Below are 15,304 nucleotides of genomic sequence, written 5' to 3' on the forward strand. Positions count from 1 at the left end.
TTTTTAGCGGCCCTGAATGGCTAAATCGCCTGGCAGGTTTTTCTGCATCCGGTGCCAGATCTCGCCGCTGTCATGACCGTAACGACGCACCGTTTCGTACACCTGATCGTGCGCGCCCTGTAAGCACAGTTGCGACAACCTATGATAGAAACCGAGCGCCAGGCTGCGGGCTTCCGGATTGGAGAAGTAGTGACGGCCAATGCGAGTATACAGCCCTTTCATTCCGTTCAGGATCAGGCCATAAATCGGGTTGCCGGAGGCAAACGCCAGACCGCGGAAAATGTTGTAATCGAGATCGGCAAACGCATCGGCGTGATCGGCCACTTCCTTCGCCGTCGCCAGCACTTCCTGCGCTTTGTCAGGATGCTGACGAAACGCAGTACGAATGAAGATGGTGGAGATGTTGGTCCGCACCGACAGCAGATTATCGATCAACTGCGGAACGCTTTCGTGATCGAGACGCGCCAGCGTTTCAAGAATATTCAGTCCGGAGGTTTCCCAGAAATTATTCACCTTCGTCGGTTTGCCATGCTGAATGGTCAACCAACCGTCTCGCGCCAGACGCTGCAGCACTTCACGTAAAGTGGTACGAGTCACCCCGATGAGTTCGGAGAGTTCTCGTTCTGCAGGCAAGATAGTGCCAGGGGGGAAGCGGTTGTTCCAGATACTTTCAATGATGTACTCTTCCGCGAAACCCGCCGGGCTCTGCGCCTTAATGACCATAGTGAGATTTCCATTACACAGCAAAACATAGTTACACTCATCATACCAGACGGGGTACACGCCCGATAGCAGACTCAATGAAGAAAAAGTGGATCAAGGCTTCATTTTCTTGATAACACGGGCTGTTGGGGGTTAAAGGCTTGCCTGCATTCAGGCTGACCGTTACTCTTTGTGGCTAACCATAAAAACATCATTTCAATAAATAAGGTAAGGGAAACCACAATGGAACTCTCATGGGGCCGCGCGTTCTGGCGCAACTTCTTAGGCCAGTCACCAGACTGGTACAAGCTCGCACTACTGACCTTCCTGATAGTTAATCCACTGATTTTCATCATCAATCCCTTTGTTGCGGGCTGGTTGCTGGTGGCGGAATTTATCTTCACGCTGGCGATGGCCCTGAAGTGTTACCCGCTGCTGCCGGGCGGTTTGCTGGCAATTGAAGCGGTTATGATAGGGATGACCAGCGCCGCGCATGTTCGTGAAGAGGTGGCAAACAATCTGGAAGTCTTGCTGCTGCTGATGTTCATGGTCGCAGGCATCTATTTTATGAAGCAGCTACTGCTGTTTATTTTTACCCGTCTGCTGCTGAGCATTCGCTCCAAAACGCTACTGTCACTGGCGTTTTGTGTGGCGGCGGCTTTCCTTTCCGCCTTCCTTGATGCGCTGACCGTGGTGGCCGTGGTGATAAGCGTCGCTGTCGGATTCTATGGGATCTATCACCGCGTGGCCTCTTCCCGTGCTGACGATCATGACATTCTTGATGACAGCCATATCGATCAACACTACAAAACGGTACTCGAACAGTTTCGGGGTTTCCTTCGTAGCCTGATGATGCATGCCGGAGTGGGCACCGCGCTGGGCGGCGTGATGACGATGGTGGGAGAACCACAGAACCTGATCATCGCCAAAGCCGCTGGCTGGCATTTTGGCGACTTCTTCCTGCGGATGTCGCCGGTCACCGTTCCGGTACTGATTTGCGGCCTGCTCACCTGCGTACTGGTTGAGAAGTTGCGCTGGTTTGGCTATGGCGAAACGCTGCCGGAAAAAGTGCGTGACGTATTGCAACAGTTTGACGATCAAAGCCATCAGCAGCGCAACCGTCAGGACAGATTAAAGCTGATCGTTCAGGCCATTATCGGCGTCTGGCTGGTTATTGCCCTGGCGCTGCATCTGGCGGAAGTGGGACTGATTGGTCTGTCCGTCATTATCTTTGCCACCTCGCTGACCGGCGTGACCGATGAGCATGCGATTGGTAAGGCGTTCACCGAATCCCTGCCGTTCACCGCGCTGCTGACGGTCTTTTTCTCTATTGTGGCGGTGATCATCGACCAGCAACTCTTCTCACCGATTATCCAGTTTGTGTTGCAGGCCTCGGAGCACGCGCAGTTGACGCTGTTCTATCTCTTCAACGGCTTACTCTCGTCGATCTCGGATAATGTCTTCGTTGGTACGATTTACATTAACGAAGCCAAAGCGGCCATGGAAAGCGGCGCTATCTCTCTGTCACAGTACGAACTGTTGGCCGTAGCGATCAACACCGGGACTAACCTGCCTTCCGTAGCGACGCCAAACGGTCAGGCAGCGTTTCTGTTCCTGCTCACTTCCGCGCTGGCACCGCTGATTCGCCTCTCCTATGGCCGGATGGTCTGGATGGCGTTGCCGTATACCATCGTACTGACGCTGGTCGGTCTGCTGTGCGTTGAGTTTACCCTGACGCCGCTCACCGAGTGGATGACGCAAACCGGCTGGTTAGCTACACTTTAATAACAACTTACCGGGCATTTCACTGCCCGGTTTGCCTTTTTGCATGATATTTATCCGATTACACAATATTTAAGTTTCTCCTGGTGGCGCTGTGATCGAATTGGTTTACACTGCCGTGTCTACGCATGTTGCAGGGAAATTATTATGTTGCGATATTTAAACCAGTGCTCACGGGGTCGGGGCGCTTGGTTATTAATGGCTTTTACTGCCCTGGCGCTTGAACTGGTCGCGCTGTGGTTCCAGCATGTTATGCTGCTTAAGCCGTGTGTGCTGTGCATCTATGAGCGCTGTGCGCTGTTTGGCATCATGGGGGCCGGACTGGTCGGTGCGATTGCACCTAAAACACCGCTGCGTTACGTGGCGTTGATTATCTGGATCTACAGTGCCTGGCGCGGTGTGCAACTGACCTGGGAACACACCATGATCCAGTTGCACCCTTCTCCGTTCATGACCTGTGATTTCATGGCTCGCTTCCCCAGCTGGTTGCCGCTGGATAAATGGGTGCCGCAGGTGTTTGTTGCCTCGGGGGATTGCGCTGAGCGCCAGTGGGAATTTTTATCGTTGGAAATGCCGCAATGGTTACTGGGCATTTTTGCGGCCTATCTGCTCGTCGCGGTTCTGGTCCTGCTTGTCCAGCCGCTTAAACCGAAAAGACGCGATCTGTTCGGTCGCTAATCTCAGACGCTCCCAGCCGGGAGCGTTTTTTTTGCCTTAAACACATTACCGAAACCCTGAAATCAGAGCGGGCGAGTCAATCCGCCCATGACGGTTTGTTCAGGATATGGTCCTGCCAGTCATGTACTTCTGACTCTCTTACCGCAATGTGGCGTACCGAAATTCGCTCGCCGTGCATTGCCGCTTTCGACCCCGTCAGCAGCGGATGCCACGCCGGCAGCCCTTTTCCTTCCGCCAGCAGACGATAGGCACACGTCATCGGCAACCATTCAAAGGTCGGCAGGTTATCACGGGTTAACTTGATGCAGTCAGGCTCGTACTCGAACCGGCGTTCATAGTTGCGACACTGGCAGGTTTTAATATTGAGCTGGCGACAGGCGACGTTGGTGAAATAAATCTCGTCGGTATCCTCGTCCATCAGCTTATGCAGGCAGCACTGACCGCAGCCATCGCATAACGACTCCCATTCGGCATCGGTCATTTCATCCAGGGTTTTACGTTGCCAGAAAGGTAAATCGCTCATCAGGGTATCCGCCATTGCTATAAAGCTGCACCTTATAACCAGTCTGGCACGCTGATGCAAGTTTTGCCGCCCAAAAAGGCGGCAAACAGGTGTTACAGGACGCGGGTCGTCAGGGAATGGCCGTTAAAATTGACCACCAGCTCATCGCCACTGGCGAGCGGTCCGACGCCTTCCGGGGTGCCAGTCAGCACGACGTCGCCGGCTTTGAGGGTAAAGAATTTGCTCATATAGGCGATTAAGGGGACGATTTTGTGGATCATATCCGCCGTCGAGCCCTGCTGGCGAACCTCGCCATTGACGGTCAGGCCCAGCGGCGTCGCCTGCGGATCGCCGTTAAATTCCGCGGCCGGAATAAACCCGGACAGCGGGCACGAGTTATCGAATCCTTTTGCCTTCTCCCAAGGCTGTCCGGCCTTCTTCATCTTGCCCTGAATGTCACGTAACGTCAGGTCGAGCGCCACGCCATATCCGGCGATCGCCTTACGGACATGCTCTTCAGTCGCCTGACGCAGCGTCGCGCCGATTAATACCGCCAGCTCGACCTCATGGTGCACCGAGCCCATATCTGTCGGAATGACCAGCGGCTGGCGCAAATCGCACAGGGCGGTTTCCGGCTTGATAAACAGCACCGGCTCATCCGGCATGACGCTACCCATTTCTTTGATGTGATTGGCGTAGTTGCTGCCCACGCACACTACTTTACTTACCGGGTAGTCAAGCAGCGCACCCTGCCAGTTATGATGTTGATACATTCATTTTCCCCTAATTTGTCATCGTTGACTTCAGGAATGGTACCGACAGGCATGACGCCGGGTACCGTTTATTTATCGGTTTCTGGATTGTTTTGTGTGGCGTTGAAACGATGTTGCTTCAATAAATCTTCAGGCGGCGGAGGCAGTTGTAAATAATATCCCTGCTCCATTAAGGCTTGTTTTACTTTATCCAGCGAGGCGTTGACTAACTTTTTACTCCCGTCCAGCGGCAATATCATTGCCAGCTGCGGCTGACCAAATCCTTTCATCAGTTCTTCAGGCACGCGTGAAAAATCGTCTTTTTTTTCGACATACAAATAGGTCTGGTCACGCTTAGCACTTCTGTAGATCACACAAAACATACATTTTACTCTGAATTAAACGGATGGCGACTTGCCTCAATATAATAGTGACTATAACATGCCTTCTGGACTTCGGAATATCACTCCACATCGGGGATGATAAATAGCAAATTGAGTAAGGCCAGGATGTCAAACACGCCCATCGAACTTAAAGGCAGTAGCTTCACCTTATCAGTGGTTCATTTACATGAAGCAGAACCCGAGGTTATTCGTCAGGCGTTAGAAGACAAAATCGCGCAGGCTCCTGCTTTTTTAAAACACGCGCCTGTAGTGGTGAATGTCAGTAATCTTGACACGCCGGTGAACTGGCCGCAGTTGCAGAAGGTCGTGGCGTCGACGGGGTTGCGTATTGTTGGCGTCAGCGGTTGCAAAGATGCCCGGTTGAAAGCCGAAATCGACCAAATGGGCCTTCCTTTACTCACTGAAGGTAAAGAGAAAGTGGCGCGTTCCGCGCCGGCAGAACCCGTTGCTCCCGCCGCTGTAGTGCAAAACGTTACTCCCGTCACAAAAACGCGATTTATTGATATACCGGTTCGTTCCGGTCAACGCATTTATGCACCACAATGTGATCTGATTGTTACAAGCCACGTCAGTGCTGGCGCAGAGCTGATCGCCGATGGCAATATCCATGTCTATGGCATGATGAGAGGCCGCGCGTTGGCAGGAGCAAGTGGCGACCGGGAAGCGCAAATTTTCTGTACCCATCTGACGGCAGAACTGGTGTCTATCGCAGGTGTTTACTGGCTGAGTGATAAAATCCCAGCAGAATTTTATGGCAAAGCGGCACGTCTGCAGTTGGCAGATAACGCTTTGACAGTTCAACCGTTGAATTGATCCCTTTTTAACAAGGAATTTCTATGGCACGCATTATTGTAGTTACTTCGGGTAAAGGGGGCGTTGGCAAAACCACCTCCAGCGCGGCCATCGCTACTGGTTTGGCCCAGAAGGGAAAGAAAACTGTCGTTATTGATTTTGATATCGGCCTGCGTAACCTCGATTTAATCATGGGGTGTGAGCGTCGGGTTGTTTATGATTTCGTCAACGTCATTCAGGGCGATGCGTCGCTCAATCAGGCGCTCATCAAGGACAAGCGTACTGAAAATCTCTTCATTCTTCCGGCCTCTCAGACTCGCGATAAAGACGCGCTAACGCGTGAAGGCGTAGCAAAAGTCCTCGACGATCTGAAAGCGATGGATTTCGATTTTATCGTCTGCGACTCCCCTGCGGGGATCGAAACCGGTGCGCTGATGGCGCTCTATTTCGCCGACGAAGCGATCATCACCACGAACCCGGAAGTCTCCTCGGTGCGCGACTCCGATCGCATTCTGGGTATTCTGGCGTCTAAATCTCGCCGCGCCGAGAACGGTGAAGATCCGATTAAAGAACATCTGCTGTTGACGCGCTACAACCCGGGCCGTGTCAACCGGGGCGACATGCTCAGTATGGAAGATGTGCTGGAGATCCTGCGCATCAAACTCGTCGGCGTTATCCCGGAAGATCAGTCTGTTCTGCGCGCCTCTAACCAGGGCGAGCCGGTTATTCTGGACATCAATGCAGACGCAGGTAAAGCGTATGCCGATACGGTAGACCGCCTGTTGGGAGAAGAACGTCCTTTCCGCTTCATTGACGAAGAGAAGAAAGGTTTCCTCAAACGCCTGTTCGGAGGATAAGTTATGGCATTACTGGATTTTTTTCTCTCGCGGAAAAAGAGTACAGCGAACATCGCGAAAGAGCGATTGCAGATTATTGTCGCCGAGCGTCGTCGTAGTGACGCCGAGCCGCATTATTTACCGCAGTTACGTAAAGATATTCTTGAGGTCATTTGTAAGTATGTACAAATTGATCCGGAAATGGTCACCGTTCAGCTTGAACAGAAAGACGGCGATATTTCCATTCTCGAACTTAACGTCACTCTGCCGGAAACTGAAGAGTCGAAATAAGAGCTTTATTGAGATAATTCCTGAAAAAAAAGGCAGAGCAATCTGCCTTTTTTATTATTAGTGATTCCTCTGTCGCGGCAGTGATGATGCGTGAAATACGAAATTCACTTCTCCGCGAGCGATACCGGTTCGGCTATTTTCGCTATTGCATAGCAGACAAACAGCGGCTGAACCGGAACTTAGTGGTGCAGCATTTCATCCACCACGGCCTGCGCCTTGAGTTGATAAGGGTAATAGGTTGGCCAGTTGTCCATCTCTTCCAGTAGCGCCTGCTGTGAGGTATTGCCCATAAAAAGGTGGAAATGGTTCGACGTGCGCGGCGCAATAATATGATCGCTGAACTGCACAAACTTTGGTGCTTTGCTGTTTGCCTCTTTGCATTCAAACAGATAGCGCACCCCTTTTTTACCTGATGTATAGGTCAGGATCTTGTATCCGGCATAATCATACTGACAGGAGGCAACCTGCTTGCCGGTATGAAACTCCATCACGCCATTTTCGATACCAATGGTATCGACTTCCGTCGCATACCCTTTACGGTAATAGGCTTTCACCTCTTCCGCCGTTTTGCCCTTATCCTTTTCCGCCTTCTGCTTAAAAACCGGATCCAGTTCGCCACTGACCAGATAAGGATAAACGGATTGCCACATGCCCTCCCAGTCGGTAAGCGCCCTGTCCCTGACATTGCTATCCACAAATTCGCCTTGCGCCGCCTTCTGTTCCATTTCTGTCAACGGCACGCCATGCGCGTGATCGCCGTGGGCAAAGGCATAACTGCTAAACCACAGCATTCCCAGAGAAACGGATAATTTTTTCCAATGAATCACCAACGTCGTACCCTCAATCAAGTGAACAAGATGAAATGTTATATTATAACAATACAATTTATTCAACACTGCGGAGCGTAAATGATGGAAACTTGATCTGGTCACTTTTTATGCAAAAAGCAGATTCGATATACTAAAACCGGAGACAAAAAACAGGAGGTAATGACTATGTATCGTTCTGTTCTGGTGCCCATTGATATCTCAGAAGCCGATCTCACCCGGCAACTTATCCCTCAGGTCAAAATTCACGCCAAAACGGCGAAAGTCCATTTTCTGGCAGTCATTCCCTCAGTCCCCTTTTATGCTTCCCTGGGGCTCGCTTACTCTGGCGAACTCCCGGATAAAAATGGACTGCAGACGAAGGCATCACAGAAACTCGACGAGATTGTGAAACAATTCGATATCCCTGAAGGCCGTGTTCAAAAGCATGTGGTATACGGTCCCCCGAAGGATCAGATTCTGAAACTGGCGGATGCCGTCAGTGCTGACCTGGTGATCATCGCCTCACACCAGCCCGGTATCTCAACGTACCTGCTGGGTTCTACCGCTGCCGCCGTGGTACGCCACGCACACTGTCCTGTGCTGGTGGTACGCTGAGTCGTAAACGGGAGTCTGCTGGCTCCCGTTTATGTCATTTTCACGATCCAGTCGCGGAAGATTTCCATCGCGGGCGTCATCGGTTTCGACTTCAGATGGGTAAGCCAGTAACCGCCCATGCTGATCTCAATTTCAAAGGGACGAACGAGTTGTCCGGCTGCCAGTTCTCTGGCGAACATCATTGCCGGAACCAGTGCCGCACCGCCGGTATGGATGACCGTTTCAATCATCAGGCGTGAGGAGTCAAAAACAGCGCCATTGATCCGTTCAGCCGTCACACCTGCCGCCGCAAACCAGTTATCCCACTCATCTGCCCGGTATGAACGCAGAAGATCCTCTTGCAGAAGATCGGCGGGCTGGCTAAGCCGTTGCGCGGTTTCTGGCGTGCACAGGACGGTCAGCGGCGCCTCGCACAGCATTTCGTTATGGGTAGCGGGCCACTGACCGCTACCAAAGCGGATGGCAAAATCCAGCCCTTCCGCCGCCAGATTCACGACGTTGTTATTTGTGCGCAGGCGTAACTCAACGAAGGGATGCGCCTGCCGGAATTGTTCAATGCGCGGCAGTAACCAGCCAACGGCAAAAGTACCAACCGCGGCGACCGTGAGCACCTCACGATACTCCCCGCCCTCAAACTTACGGAAAATGGTGTCAATTTGGCCAAAGGCGTCGGTCAGGACGGCAAACAGCGCCTGCGCCTCATCCGTCATTTCCAGCCCTCTGGGCAGGCGTTTAAAAAGCACTCTGTTCAGGCGATCTTCCAGAATACGCACCTGCTGGCTGACGGCGGCCTGCGTGACGCAGAGTTCCAGTGCCGCTCGTGTAAAACTCAAATGGCGAGCCGACGCCTCAAAGGCGCGTAGCGCATTGAGGGGAAGATGAGAACGCATAATAAAAACTCATAAGATTTTCTTTATCCCAGGGTAAATTCTTCTCGCTTGTTAAGCAAGCACTGATAGCGGATAGTCCTGGCACCGCAGAGATATCTTGCGCCTTTAATTCTCTTTCTTCTTTTGTCTGTTTGAGTGGAAAAAATGAAAGCGCTTATTGATCCATTCACTGATTATCAAGGACGTTATGTATGTTAAAAATACGATTCCATCAGACGCTACTTATCGCTGGCCTGCTCGCTTTCTTTGTCGGCAGCTCGCCGCTTTCAGCCCGTGAGCAAGCGACAACCACGCAGATCCAACAGAAACTTGCAGCATTAGAAAAACAATCGGGTGGTCGACTGGGCGTTGCGCTGATTAATACCGCCGATCGGTCGCAAATCCTATATCGCGGCGACGAGCGCTTTGCCATGTGCAGCACCAGTAAGGCGATGGTCGCTGCCGCGGTATTAAAACAAAGCGAAACTCAACATGATATTTTGCAGCAGAAAATGGCCATCAAAAAAGCCGATCTGACGAACTGGAATCCGGTGACGGAAAAATATGTCGATAAAGAGATGACATTAGCGGAGCTAAGTGCTGCCGCTCTGCAATACAGCGATAACACGGCGATGAATAAACTGCTTGAGCATCTGGGTGGCACCGGCAACGTCACGGCTTTTGCCCGTTCGATTGGCGACACCACGTTTCGCCTGGACCGGACAGAACCCGAACTGAACACCGCCATTCCGGGTGATGAACGCGATACCACAACGCCACTGGCGATGGCGAAAAGCCTGCACAAGCTGACGCTGGGCGATGCGCTGGCAGATACACAACGTGCACAACTGGTTGCATGGTTGAAAGGCAATACAACCGGCGGCCAGAGCATTCGTGCCGGACTGCCTGAAAACTGGGTGGTTGGCGATAAAACCGGAGGCGGTGATTATGGCACGACCAATGATATCGCGGTTATCTGGCCCGAAGGTCGTGCGCCGCTGATCCTCGTCACCTACTTTACACAGCCACAACAGGATGCCAAAGGACGTAAAGATGTTCTGGCCGCCGCCGCAAAGATTGTGACGCAAGGGCTTTGAGCCAGGCCAGTAAGCGAAGAAAGCAAAAAGGCCCAGACAAATGTCTGGGCCTTCAAATTTGGGCCGCCATCGAGGCCTCGAACCCCGTTCCCTACAACAAAAGTCGTTCGCTCTTCCAGATGAGCTAATGGCGGTCTGCCGGTCTTTATTTCTGATTGAGAATCTACTCATTATCAGAACCGGGCGGGATAATACATAACTCAAATTACCCCTGCAATAGCTATGGACGATTTTCTATTATTATTCCCGTCCGTTTGCTCGTTATTCAGACAAAGCAATGTGTCAACGATGATATATTGCGCAATAACGTGACTTCTTTTTCCAGCGGACTGAGACAACCCAAATCTGTAGAGAGCTCAGCTATTCAGGGACATGGGCTTATTACCCCCCGGCGTATAGCACACCGGCCCGGATTCACCCGGGCTGGCGCGCATAGAGGTAGGCCGTCGCCCGTGATACCCCTAAATGCTGCGCCACCGTGTCCATGGATTTACGTACATTCAACAATCCTTCTTTTCGTAACTGTTGAATCAGAATCTTTCTGTCTTCGGTTTTAAGCGCGCGCGCCGTGGTGGCGCGTTTCGCGGCAAAATCATCGATTCGCTGGCGAATCACTTCAGTACTTCCGGGGTCAAGATGTTCACGCACCGGAGAACACTCTGTTTCAGTAAAACGCGCCAGCGCGCTCTGCATCCCCCGGAAAAGCGTCATATCGACATTAAGGCATAGTGCGGCGACGTATTTGCCCTCTTCATCCTTAATGCCAATAGACGTACTTTTTACCGGACGGCCATCGGCAAACTGATTACCGTAGTTGGCAATAATTTCAGGAAAATCCGCAGACGCAATCCTTGCCAGCCCGAGTTCCGTGGCCGGTTGCCCAGCCTCACGTCCGGATAAATTATTATGTATCGACATAATCGCATGCTCAGGATCCTTGAGATCATGAACAACCACTTCGCAAAAGGGAGCAAACGTTTCGCTTAATCCCTTCGCGATAGTGTCAAGCTGGCTGAGAAGTGAATTCTCGTCGTTTTTTGGCATGCCGTTCTCCTGCAGTGATGCCCGTTGTTATTATTGCTATCCGTTTATTTCCCGGCCAGAAACTCACCGTAGCGCGCGATATCCACGTTGCCGCCGCTAATAATAATGCCGACTTTTTTCCCGCTGAGTTCCGCTTTTCTCGCCCTTGCAGCGGCAAAGCCAAGACAGCCGGTGGGTTCAGCAACAATTTTCATGCGTTCCGCCATAAACTTCATCGCGGCAATAAGTTCATTATCTGAAACGGTCAGAATATCATTAACGTATTTTTGAATCAGCGGAAACGTATAGTGCCCGAGATGTTGTGTCTGTGCGCCATCAGCGATCGTTTTTGGCGTATCGATGTGAACGATTTTTCCGCTTCGAAACGACTGCTGTCCGTCGTTACCGGCTTCAGGCTCCACGCCATAAATAATGCAATCTGGAGAGAGTTGCCGGGCTGCCAGTGCTGAACCAGAAAGCAACCCCCCGCCCCCCAGACAGACAAATAGAACATCCAGTGGGCCGACCTCCTCAATCAACTCTTTGGTTGCCGTGCCCTGGCCGGCGATAACATGGGGATGATCGTAGGGAGGGATGAGCGTCAGTCCTTGTTTTTCAGCCAGTTCACGACCAATCTGTTCACGATCTTCCGTATAGCGATCGTACATAACAACATTGCCGCCATACCCCTTGGTCGCCGCCACTTTCGCGGCTGGCGCATCATGCGGCATGATGATTGTCGCCGGAATACCCAGCAATTTGGCTGACAGCGCTATCGCCTGGGCATGATTTCCGGAAGAAAATGTCACCACGCCAGCAGCACGCTGTTGCGGCGTAAACTGGCGTAATGCATTCATCGCCCCACGAAACTTAAAGGCTCCCATACGCTGGAGGTTTTCACATTTAAAGAAAACATCAGCGCCAAATTCCTCATTGACGGTCCGGGACGTCATCACGGGCGTCTTGTTTGCATATCCTTTAATGCGCTCGGCGGCGGCGGCAACATCAGCATATTCAGGACGTGTAGTCTCACTCATTTTTTCACCTTTATACTGTTAAGCGTTGGGCTTATTGCGCCAGCGCGATCGCTTCCACTTCTAAGGCTGAGCCATAATGCAGCTCTGCAACCCCTGCAACGACACGAGATGGACGGAAATCACCAATCCATTCGGCGTAGATTTCGTTAAACGTCGGCCAGAGATTGATATCTGTCACATAGACACGGACAGAAACCAGATGCTGGCGGGATACACCGGCCCCCTTCAGGCAGGCATCGACATTTTCCAGAACTTGTCGGGTCTGTTCCGCAAAAGACGCCCCCGCCATTTTCTCACCGCGTTGGGTGACTGGCAGTTGTCCTGAGATAAAAACAAATCCCCCGGCGGTCACGCTTGCCGAGTAGTGGCCTGCGGGGGGAAGCCCATGAGATGCTGAGTTCAGTGTGATATCCGGGTGCATGTGTAGCTCTCCTGCGTTTCAGATTTAATACATTATGTATTAAATCATACTTTTTGTATTATTGATTTATACACCACATTGCGCTGTGCGACTACCCCTTGTTTTGGCGTCCGCCGTTTCTGCCCCTCGCTTATGTGACAGAGATCGCGGTTATGATTTGCTTCAGGAAATTAAAAGGTTCGATAATGGAGGCAATCGACATATTGAATCCGAATGGGATGCGGAGTGATGAAATTAACCATACTGGTAGATAACAATACTTACATTGACAGGTATTTGACTGGAGAACCTGGCGTTTGCTATTTCATCGAATGCTCAGGGTTAAACATTCTTTTTGATGTTGGTTACTCTGATGTTTTTTTAAAAAATGCACAGCTTCTGGGGATCGACCTTACGCGCATTGATAAAATTGTATTATCACATGGGCATAACGATCACACCTGGGGGTTAAACCATTTGTTCCAGCATTACGACCGAATGCCGTCACCTCCCGCAAAGAAAGTTGATATCATCGCCCACCCCGCCGCATTTATGCCTAAATTTTATGAATCAAAACCCATTGGGATGAACCATAATGCATTTTGCGTCGATTACTTCTTTAATGTTGTCAGTTCCACGCACCCTCTGAAATTATCCGAAGACATCACGTTTTTAGGGCAAATTCCTCGTCTTAATCATTATGAAGCGCAGCATCCGGTAGGCCACACGCATAATCATGATGGTGAGTTAACGGCCGATTACGTGATTGACGATAGCGCAATGGCAATTAAAACAAAGGATGGACTGGTGATTGTCACCGGATGCTCACATGCCGGGATTTGTAATATTATCGAGTACGCAAAATCCGTCACTGGAGAATCAAGAGTCGCCTCCGTTATAGGCGGTTTTCATCTGCTTAATGCCGATGAAACGTTACTCTCAGAAACCGGGAAATATCTCAGCGCATTGTCTGCTGATTCGCTTTATCCCAGCCATTGCACCGATCTTGCCGCAAAAATCCATCTCTCCCGTTATGTGGATCTCAACGAAGCGGGCGTAGGACTCACGCTGAACTTCCCCCTGTAGCTTCGGGCTGCTGGTGACGGTCACCTGACCACCAGCAGATCGGAAAAACGCGTCGTGTAGCGCGGAGAAAGCATCTGTCGTTTCAGTTGCCAGGGTTGCTGAATACCCTGCCCGACAAAGTACAGCGTTCCTCTCCCCTTTTTGGCGTTGAGCGAATCAAGGACGTCCATCAACTTCTCGCTGCCGGGACGCGGTGCGTTATCATCGAACAGATTGAGTTGCGCCACGCCCTGGCTGAAAAAATCGCCGAGCATGACCCCGGCCTTCTGATAACGATGCCCCTCTTTCCAGATAGCATCGAGGCATCGCGTGGCCGCGCTGATGATGTCCCGACTGTCCTGCGTCGGTGTCAGTAGTTTCACGGACGCGCTATTGCTGTAACAGGGCTCATTCGGCACAAACGGCGACGTCTTCACGAATGTCGAGACAAACCGGCAATACTGATGTTCACTCCGGAGTCTCTCTGCCGCCTGGCTCGCGTAAGCGCAAATCGCCTGGCGCATCGGTTCGTATTCCGTAATGCGCTCACCGAATGACCGACTGAAAATGATCTCCTGCTTCACGGGCGCAAATTCCTCAAGCGCCAGACAGGGCTCGCCGCGTAACTCCCGCACGGTTCTTTCCAGCACCACATTGAAATGCTTGCGTATCACCGCGATGTGCGTATCTGCCAGATCGAGTACCGTGTTTATGCCCATCGCAGTCAGCTTTTTGCTGATACGACGGCCAACGCCCCATACCTCATCAACCGGCAGAGCCGCCATCAATTTTCGCTGCCGTTCGAGATTCGACAGATCCACAACCCCGCCCGTCTGCTGCGGCCACTTTTTCGCCGCGTGGTTAGCCAACTTGGCCAGCGTTTTTGTCTGCGCAATCCCCACGCCGAGCGTCAGATGTGTCTGCTGTAAGACCGTGTTGCGGATCTCTTTGCCAAAATCCGTGAGATCCCGACAGTTTCGAACCCCTGTCAGATCGCAAAACGCCTCGTCGATACTGTAAATTTCAACGCGGGGTGCCAGCGCGTCGAGCGTCGTCATAACCCGATTGCTCATGTCGCCGTAGAGTTCGTAATTCGAACTGAAACATACCACCCCATGACGCCGGAACGCCTCTTTTTGCCTGAAGTAAGGTGCTCCCATGATCGCCCACGGTTTCGCTTCGGGGCTGCGGGAAATCACACAGCCATCGTTATTCGACAGCACAACAACGGGTCTCCCGCGCAGATCGGGCCTGAACACCGTCTCACAGGAGGCATAAAACGAATTCACATCGCATAGTGCAAACATGGCGCACCCCAAAAATACTGTATTTATAACCAGTATTATTTAAGATATTTTCTGACTTGCAAGCAAAATCCTGGCGATTTTCCTTAGTGGATTGTTCTGCCTGAAAAAATCATCGGTTATCCACAGAAACGGTGCATAACCCTGTGGGTGAGTGACATGACGTTGTTAATCCGATTTGTTCACATGCCGTGTCCACACGTCAGTCGGACATCTCCGTTCTTCTCCCCAACCGCGTAAATCGAAATTTGCATGTCTGCTCACAAAACAGGCAGGTCAATTATCGATCAACATCACATTAATATTTTATTAACATATCTACCATTGGTATTACCACTCAAGACCA

At 51.4% G+C, this 15,304-nt stretch carries 18 protein-coding genes and 1 tRNA gene; 8 read left to right on the forward strand and 11 right to left on the reverse strand.

The genetic code is table 11. The features are described 5' to 3' along the window. Positions 1-3: 3 nt before the first annotated feature. Entirely contained in the window at positions 4-723 is a 720-nt protein-coding gene (fadR, locus tag F384_RS08530) for a fatty acid metabolism transcriptional regulator FadR (RefSeq protein ID WP_046481101.1), read from the reverse strand. A gap of 222 nt (positions 724-945) precedes the next feature. On the opposite strand from fadR, the gene nhaB reads away from it, so the two are divergent. Then, positions 946-2,487, forward strand: a complete 1,542-nt coding sequence (gene nhaB / locus F384_RS08535; RefSeq protein ID WP_046481102.1) for a Na(+)/H(+) antiporter NhaB — start codon at positions 946-948, stop codon at positions 2,485-2,487. Positions 2,488-2,631: 144 nt separating this feature from the next. Further along, the gene (gene dsbB / locus F384_RS08540) at positions 2,632-3,162 is read left to right on the forward strand and encodes a disulfide bond formation protein DsbB (RefSeq protein ID WP_046481103.1); all 531 of its coding nucleotides are present in this window, start codon (positions 2,632-2,634) and stop codon (positions 3,160-3,162) included. A 76-nt stretch (positions 3,163-3,238) separates the two neighbouring features. Here dsbB and F384_RS08545 read toward each other — a convergent pair whose 3' ends face one another. From F384_RS08545 to F384_RS08555, 3 genes are all read right to left on the reverse strand, one after another. After that, a complete protein-coding gene (locus tag F384_RS08545) occupies positions 3,239-3,685 on the reverse strand; it encodes a YcgN family cysteine cluster protein (RefSeq protein ID WP_046497955.1) in 447 nt (148 codons plus the stop codon). A 92-nt stretch (positions 3,686-3,777) separates the two neighbouring features. Then, a complete protein-coding gene (locus F384_RS08550; protein WP_046481104.1) occupies positions 3,778-4,437 on the reverse strand; it encodes a fumarylacetoacetate hydrolase family protein in 660 nt (219 codons plus the stop codon). 68 nt (positions 4,438-4,505) lie between these two features. Further along, positions 4,506-4,799, reverse strand: coding sequence for a YcgL domain-containing protein (locus F384_RS08555; protein WP_046481105.1), 294 nt, complete (start codon positions 4,797-4,799; stop codon positions 4,506-4,508). Between the two features lie 126 nt (positions 4,800-4,925). Between F384_RS08555 and minC the strand changes: the two genes are divergently transcribed. Genes minC through minE form a run of 3 tightly spaced genes read left to right on the forward strand, consistent with a single transcriptional unit; the run spans position 4,926 to position 6,739 of the window. Beyond that, a complete protein-coding gene (minC, locus tag F384_RS08560) occupies positions 4,926-5,633 on the forward strand; it encodes a septum site-determining protein MinC (protein WP_046481106.1) in 708 nt (235 codons plus the stop codon). Positions 5,634-5,656: 23 nt separating this feature from the next. Beyond that, the gene (minD, locus tag F384_RS08565; RefSeq protein ID WP_042318537.1) at positions 5,657-6,469 is read left to right on the forward strand and encodes a septum site-determining protein MinD; all 813 of its coding nucleotides are present in this window, start codon (positions 5,657-5,659) and stop codon (positions 6,467-6,469) included. Positions 6,470-6,472: 3 nt separating this feature from the next. Continuing rightward, a complete protein-coding gene (gene minE, locus F384_RS08570; RefSeq protein WP_046481107.1) occupies positions 6,473-6,739 on the forward strand; it encodes a cell division topological specificity factor MinE in 267 nt (88 codons plus the stop codon). Between the two features lie 179 nt (positions 6,740-6,918). On the opposite strand, the gene zinT is transcribed toward minE, so the two are convergent. Next, a complete protein-coding gene (gene zinT, locus F384_RS08575) occupies positions 6,919-7,566 on the reverse strand; it encodes a metal-binding protein ZinT (protein WP_162200236.1) in 648 nt (215 codons plus the stop codon). A 168-nt stretch (positions 7,567-7,734) separates the two neighbouring features. Between zinT and uspF the strand changes: the two genes are divergently transcribed. Continuing rightward, positions 7,735-8,163, forward strand: a complete 429-nt coding sequence (gene uspF / locus F384_RS08580) for a universal stress protein UspF (RefSeq protein ID WP_046481109.1) — start codon at positions 7,735-7,737, stop codon at positions 8,161-8,163. A 29-nt stretch (positions 8,164-8,192) separates the two neighbouring features. Here uspF and F384_RS08585 read toward each other — a convergent pair whose 3' ends face one another. Continuing rightward, positions 8,193-9,053, reverse strand: a complete 861-nt coding sequence (locus F384_RS08585) for a LysR family transcriptional regulator (protein WP_046481110.1) — start codon at positions 9,051-9,053, stop codon at positions 8,193-8,195. Positions 9,054-9,244: 191 nt separating this feature from the next. Between F384_RS08585 and blaSED the strand changes: the two genes are divergently transcribed. Beyond that, entirely contained in the window at positions 9,245-10,129 is an 885-nt protein-coding gene (gene blaSED, locus F384_RS08590) for an SED family class A beta-lactamase (RefSeq protein WP_046481111.1), read from the forward strand. A 59-nt stretch (positions 10,130-10,188) separates the two neighbouring features. Here blaSED and F384_RS08595 read toward each other — a convergent pair. From F384_RS08595 to F384_RS08610, 4 genes are all read right to left on the reverse strand, one after another. Further along, positions 10,189-10,263, reverse strand: a tRNA-OTHER gene (locus tag F384_RS08595). 280 nt (positions 10,264-10,543) lie between these two features. Next, positions 10,544-11,173: a transcriptional regulator gene (locus F384_RS08600; protein WP_046481112.1), complete on the reverse strand. Its 630-nt coding sequence runs from the start codon at positions 11,171-11,173 to the stop codon at positions 10,544-10,546. 44 nt (positions 11,174-11,217) lie between these two features. Further along, positions 11,218-12,189, reverse strand: coding sequence for a threo-3-hydroxy-L-aspartate ammonia-lyase (locus F384_RS08605; protein ID WP_046481113.1), 972 nt, complete (start codon positions 12,187-12,189; stop codon positions 11,218-11,220). 31 nt (positions 12,190-12,220) lie between these two features. Next, the gene (locus tag F384_RS08610) at positions 12,221-12,610 is read right to left on the reverse strand and encodes a RidA family protein (RefSeq protein ID WP_046481114.1); all 390 of its coding nucleotides are present in this window, start codon (positions 12,608-12,610) and stop codon (positions 12,221-12,223) included. A gap of 228 nt (positions 12,611-12,838) precedes the next feature. Between F384_RS08610 and F384_RS08615 the strand changes: the two genes are divergently transcribed. Next, a complete protein-coding gene (locus tag F384_RS08615) occupies positions 12,839-13,675 on the forward strand; it encodes an MBL fold metallo-hydrolase (protein ID WP_046481115.1) in 837 nt (278 codons plus the stop codon). Positions 13,676-13,695: 20 nt separating this feature from the next. Here F384_RS08615 and F384_RS08620 read toward each other — a convergent pair whose 3' ends face one another. Then, entirely contained in the window at positions 13,696-14,961 is a 1,266-nt protein-coding gene (locus tag F384_RS08620) for a Y-family DNA polymerase (protein WP_046481116.1), read from the reverse strand. Positions 14,962-15,304 lie beyond the last annotated feature (343 nt).

This window comes from Citrobacter amalonaticus Y19, assembly GCF_000981805.1.
GTDB lineage: Bacteria > Pseudomonadota > Gammaproteobacteria > Enterobacterales > Enterobacteriaceae > Citrobacter_A > Citrobacter_A amalonaticus_C.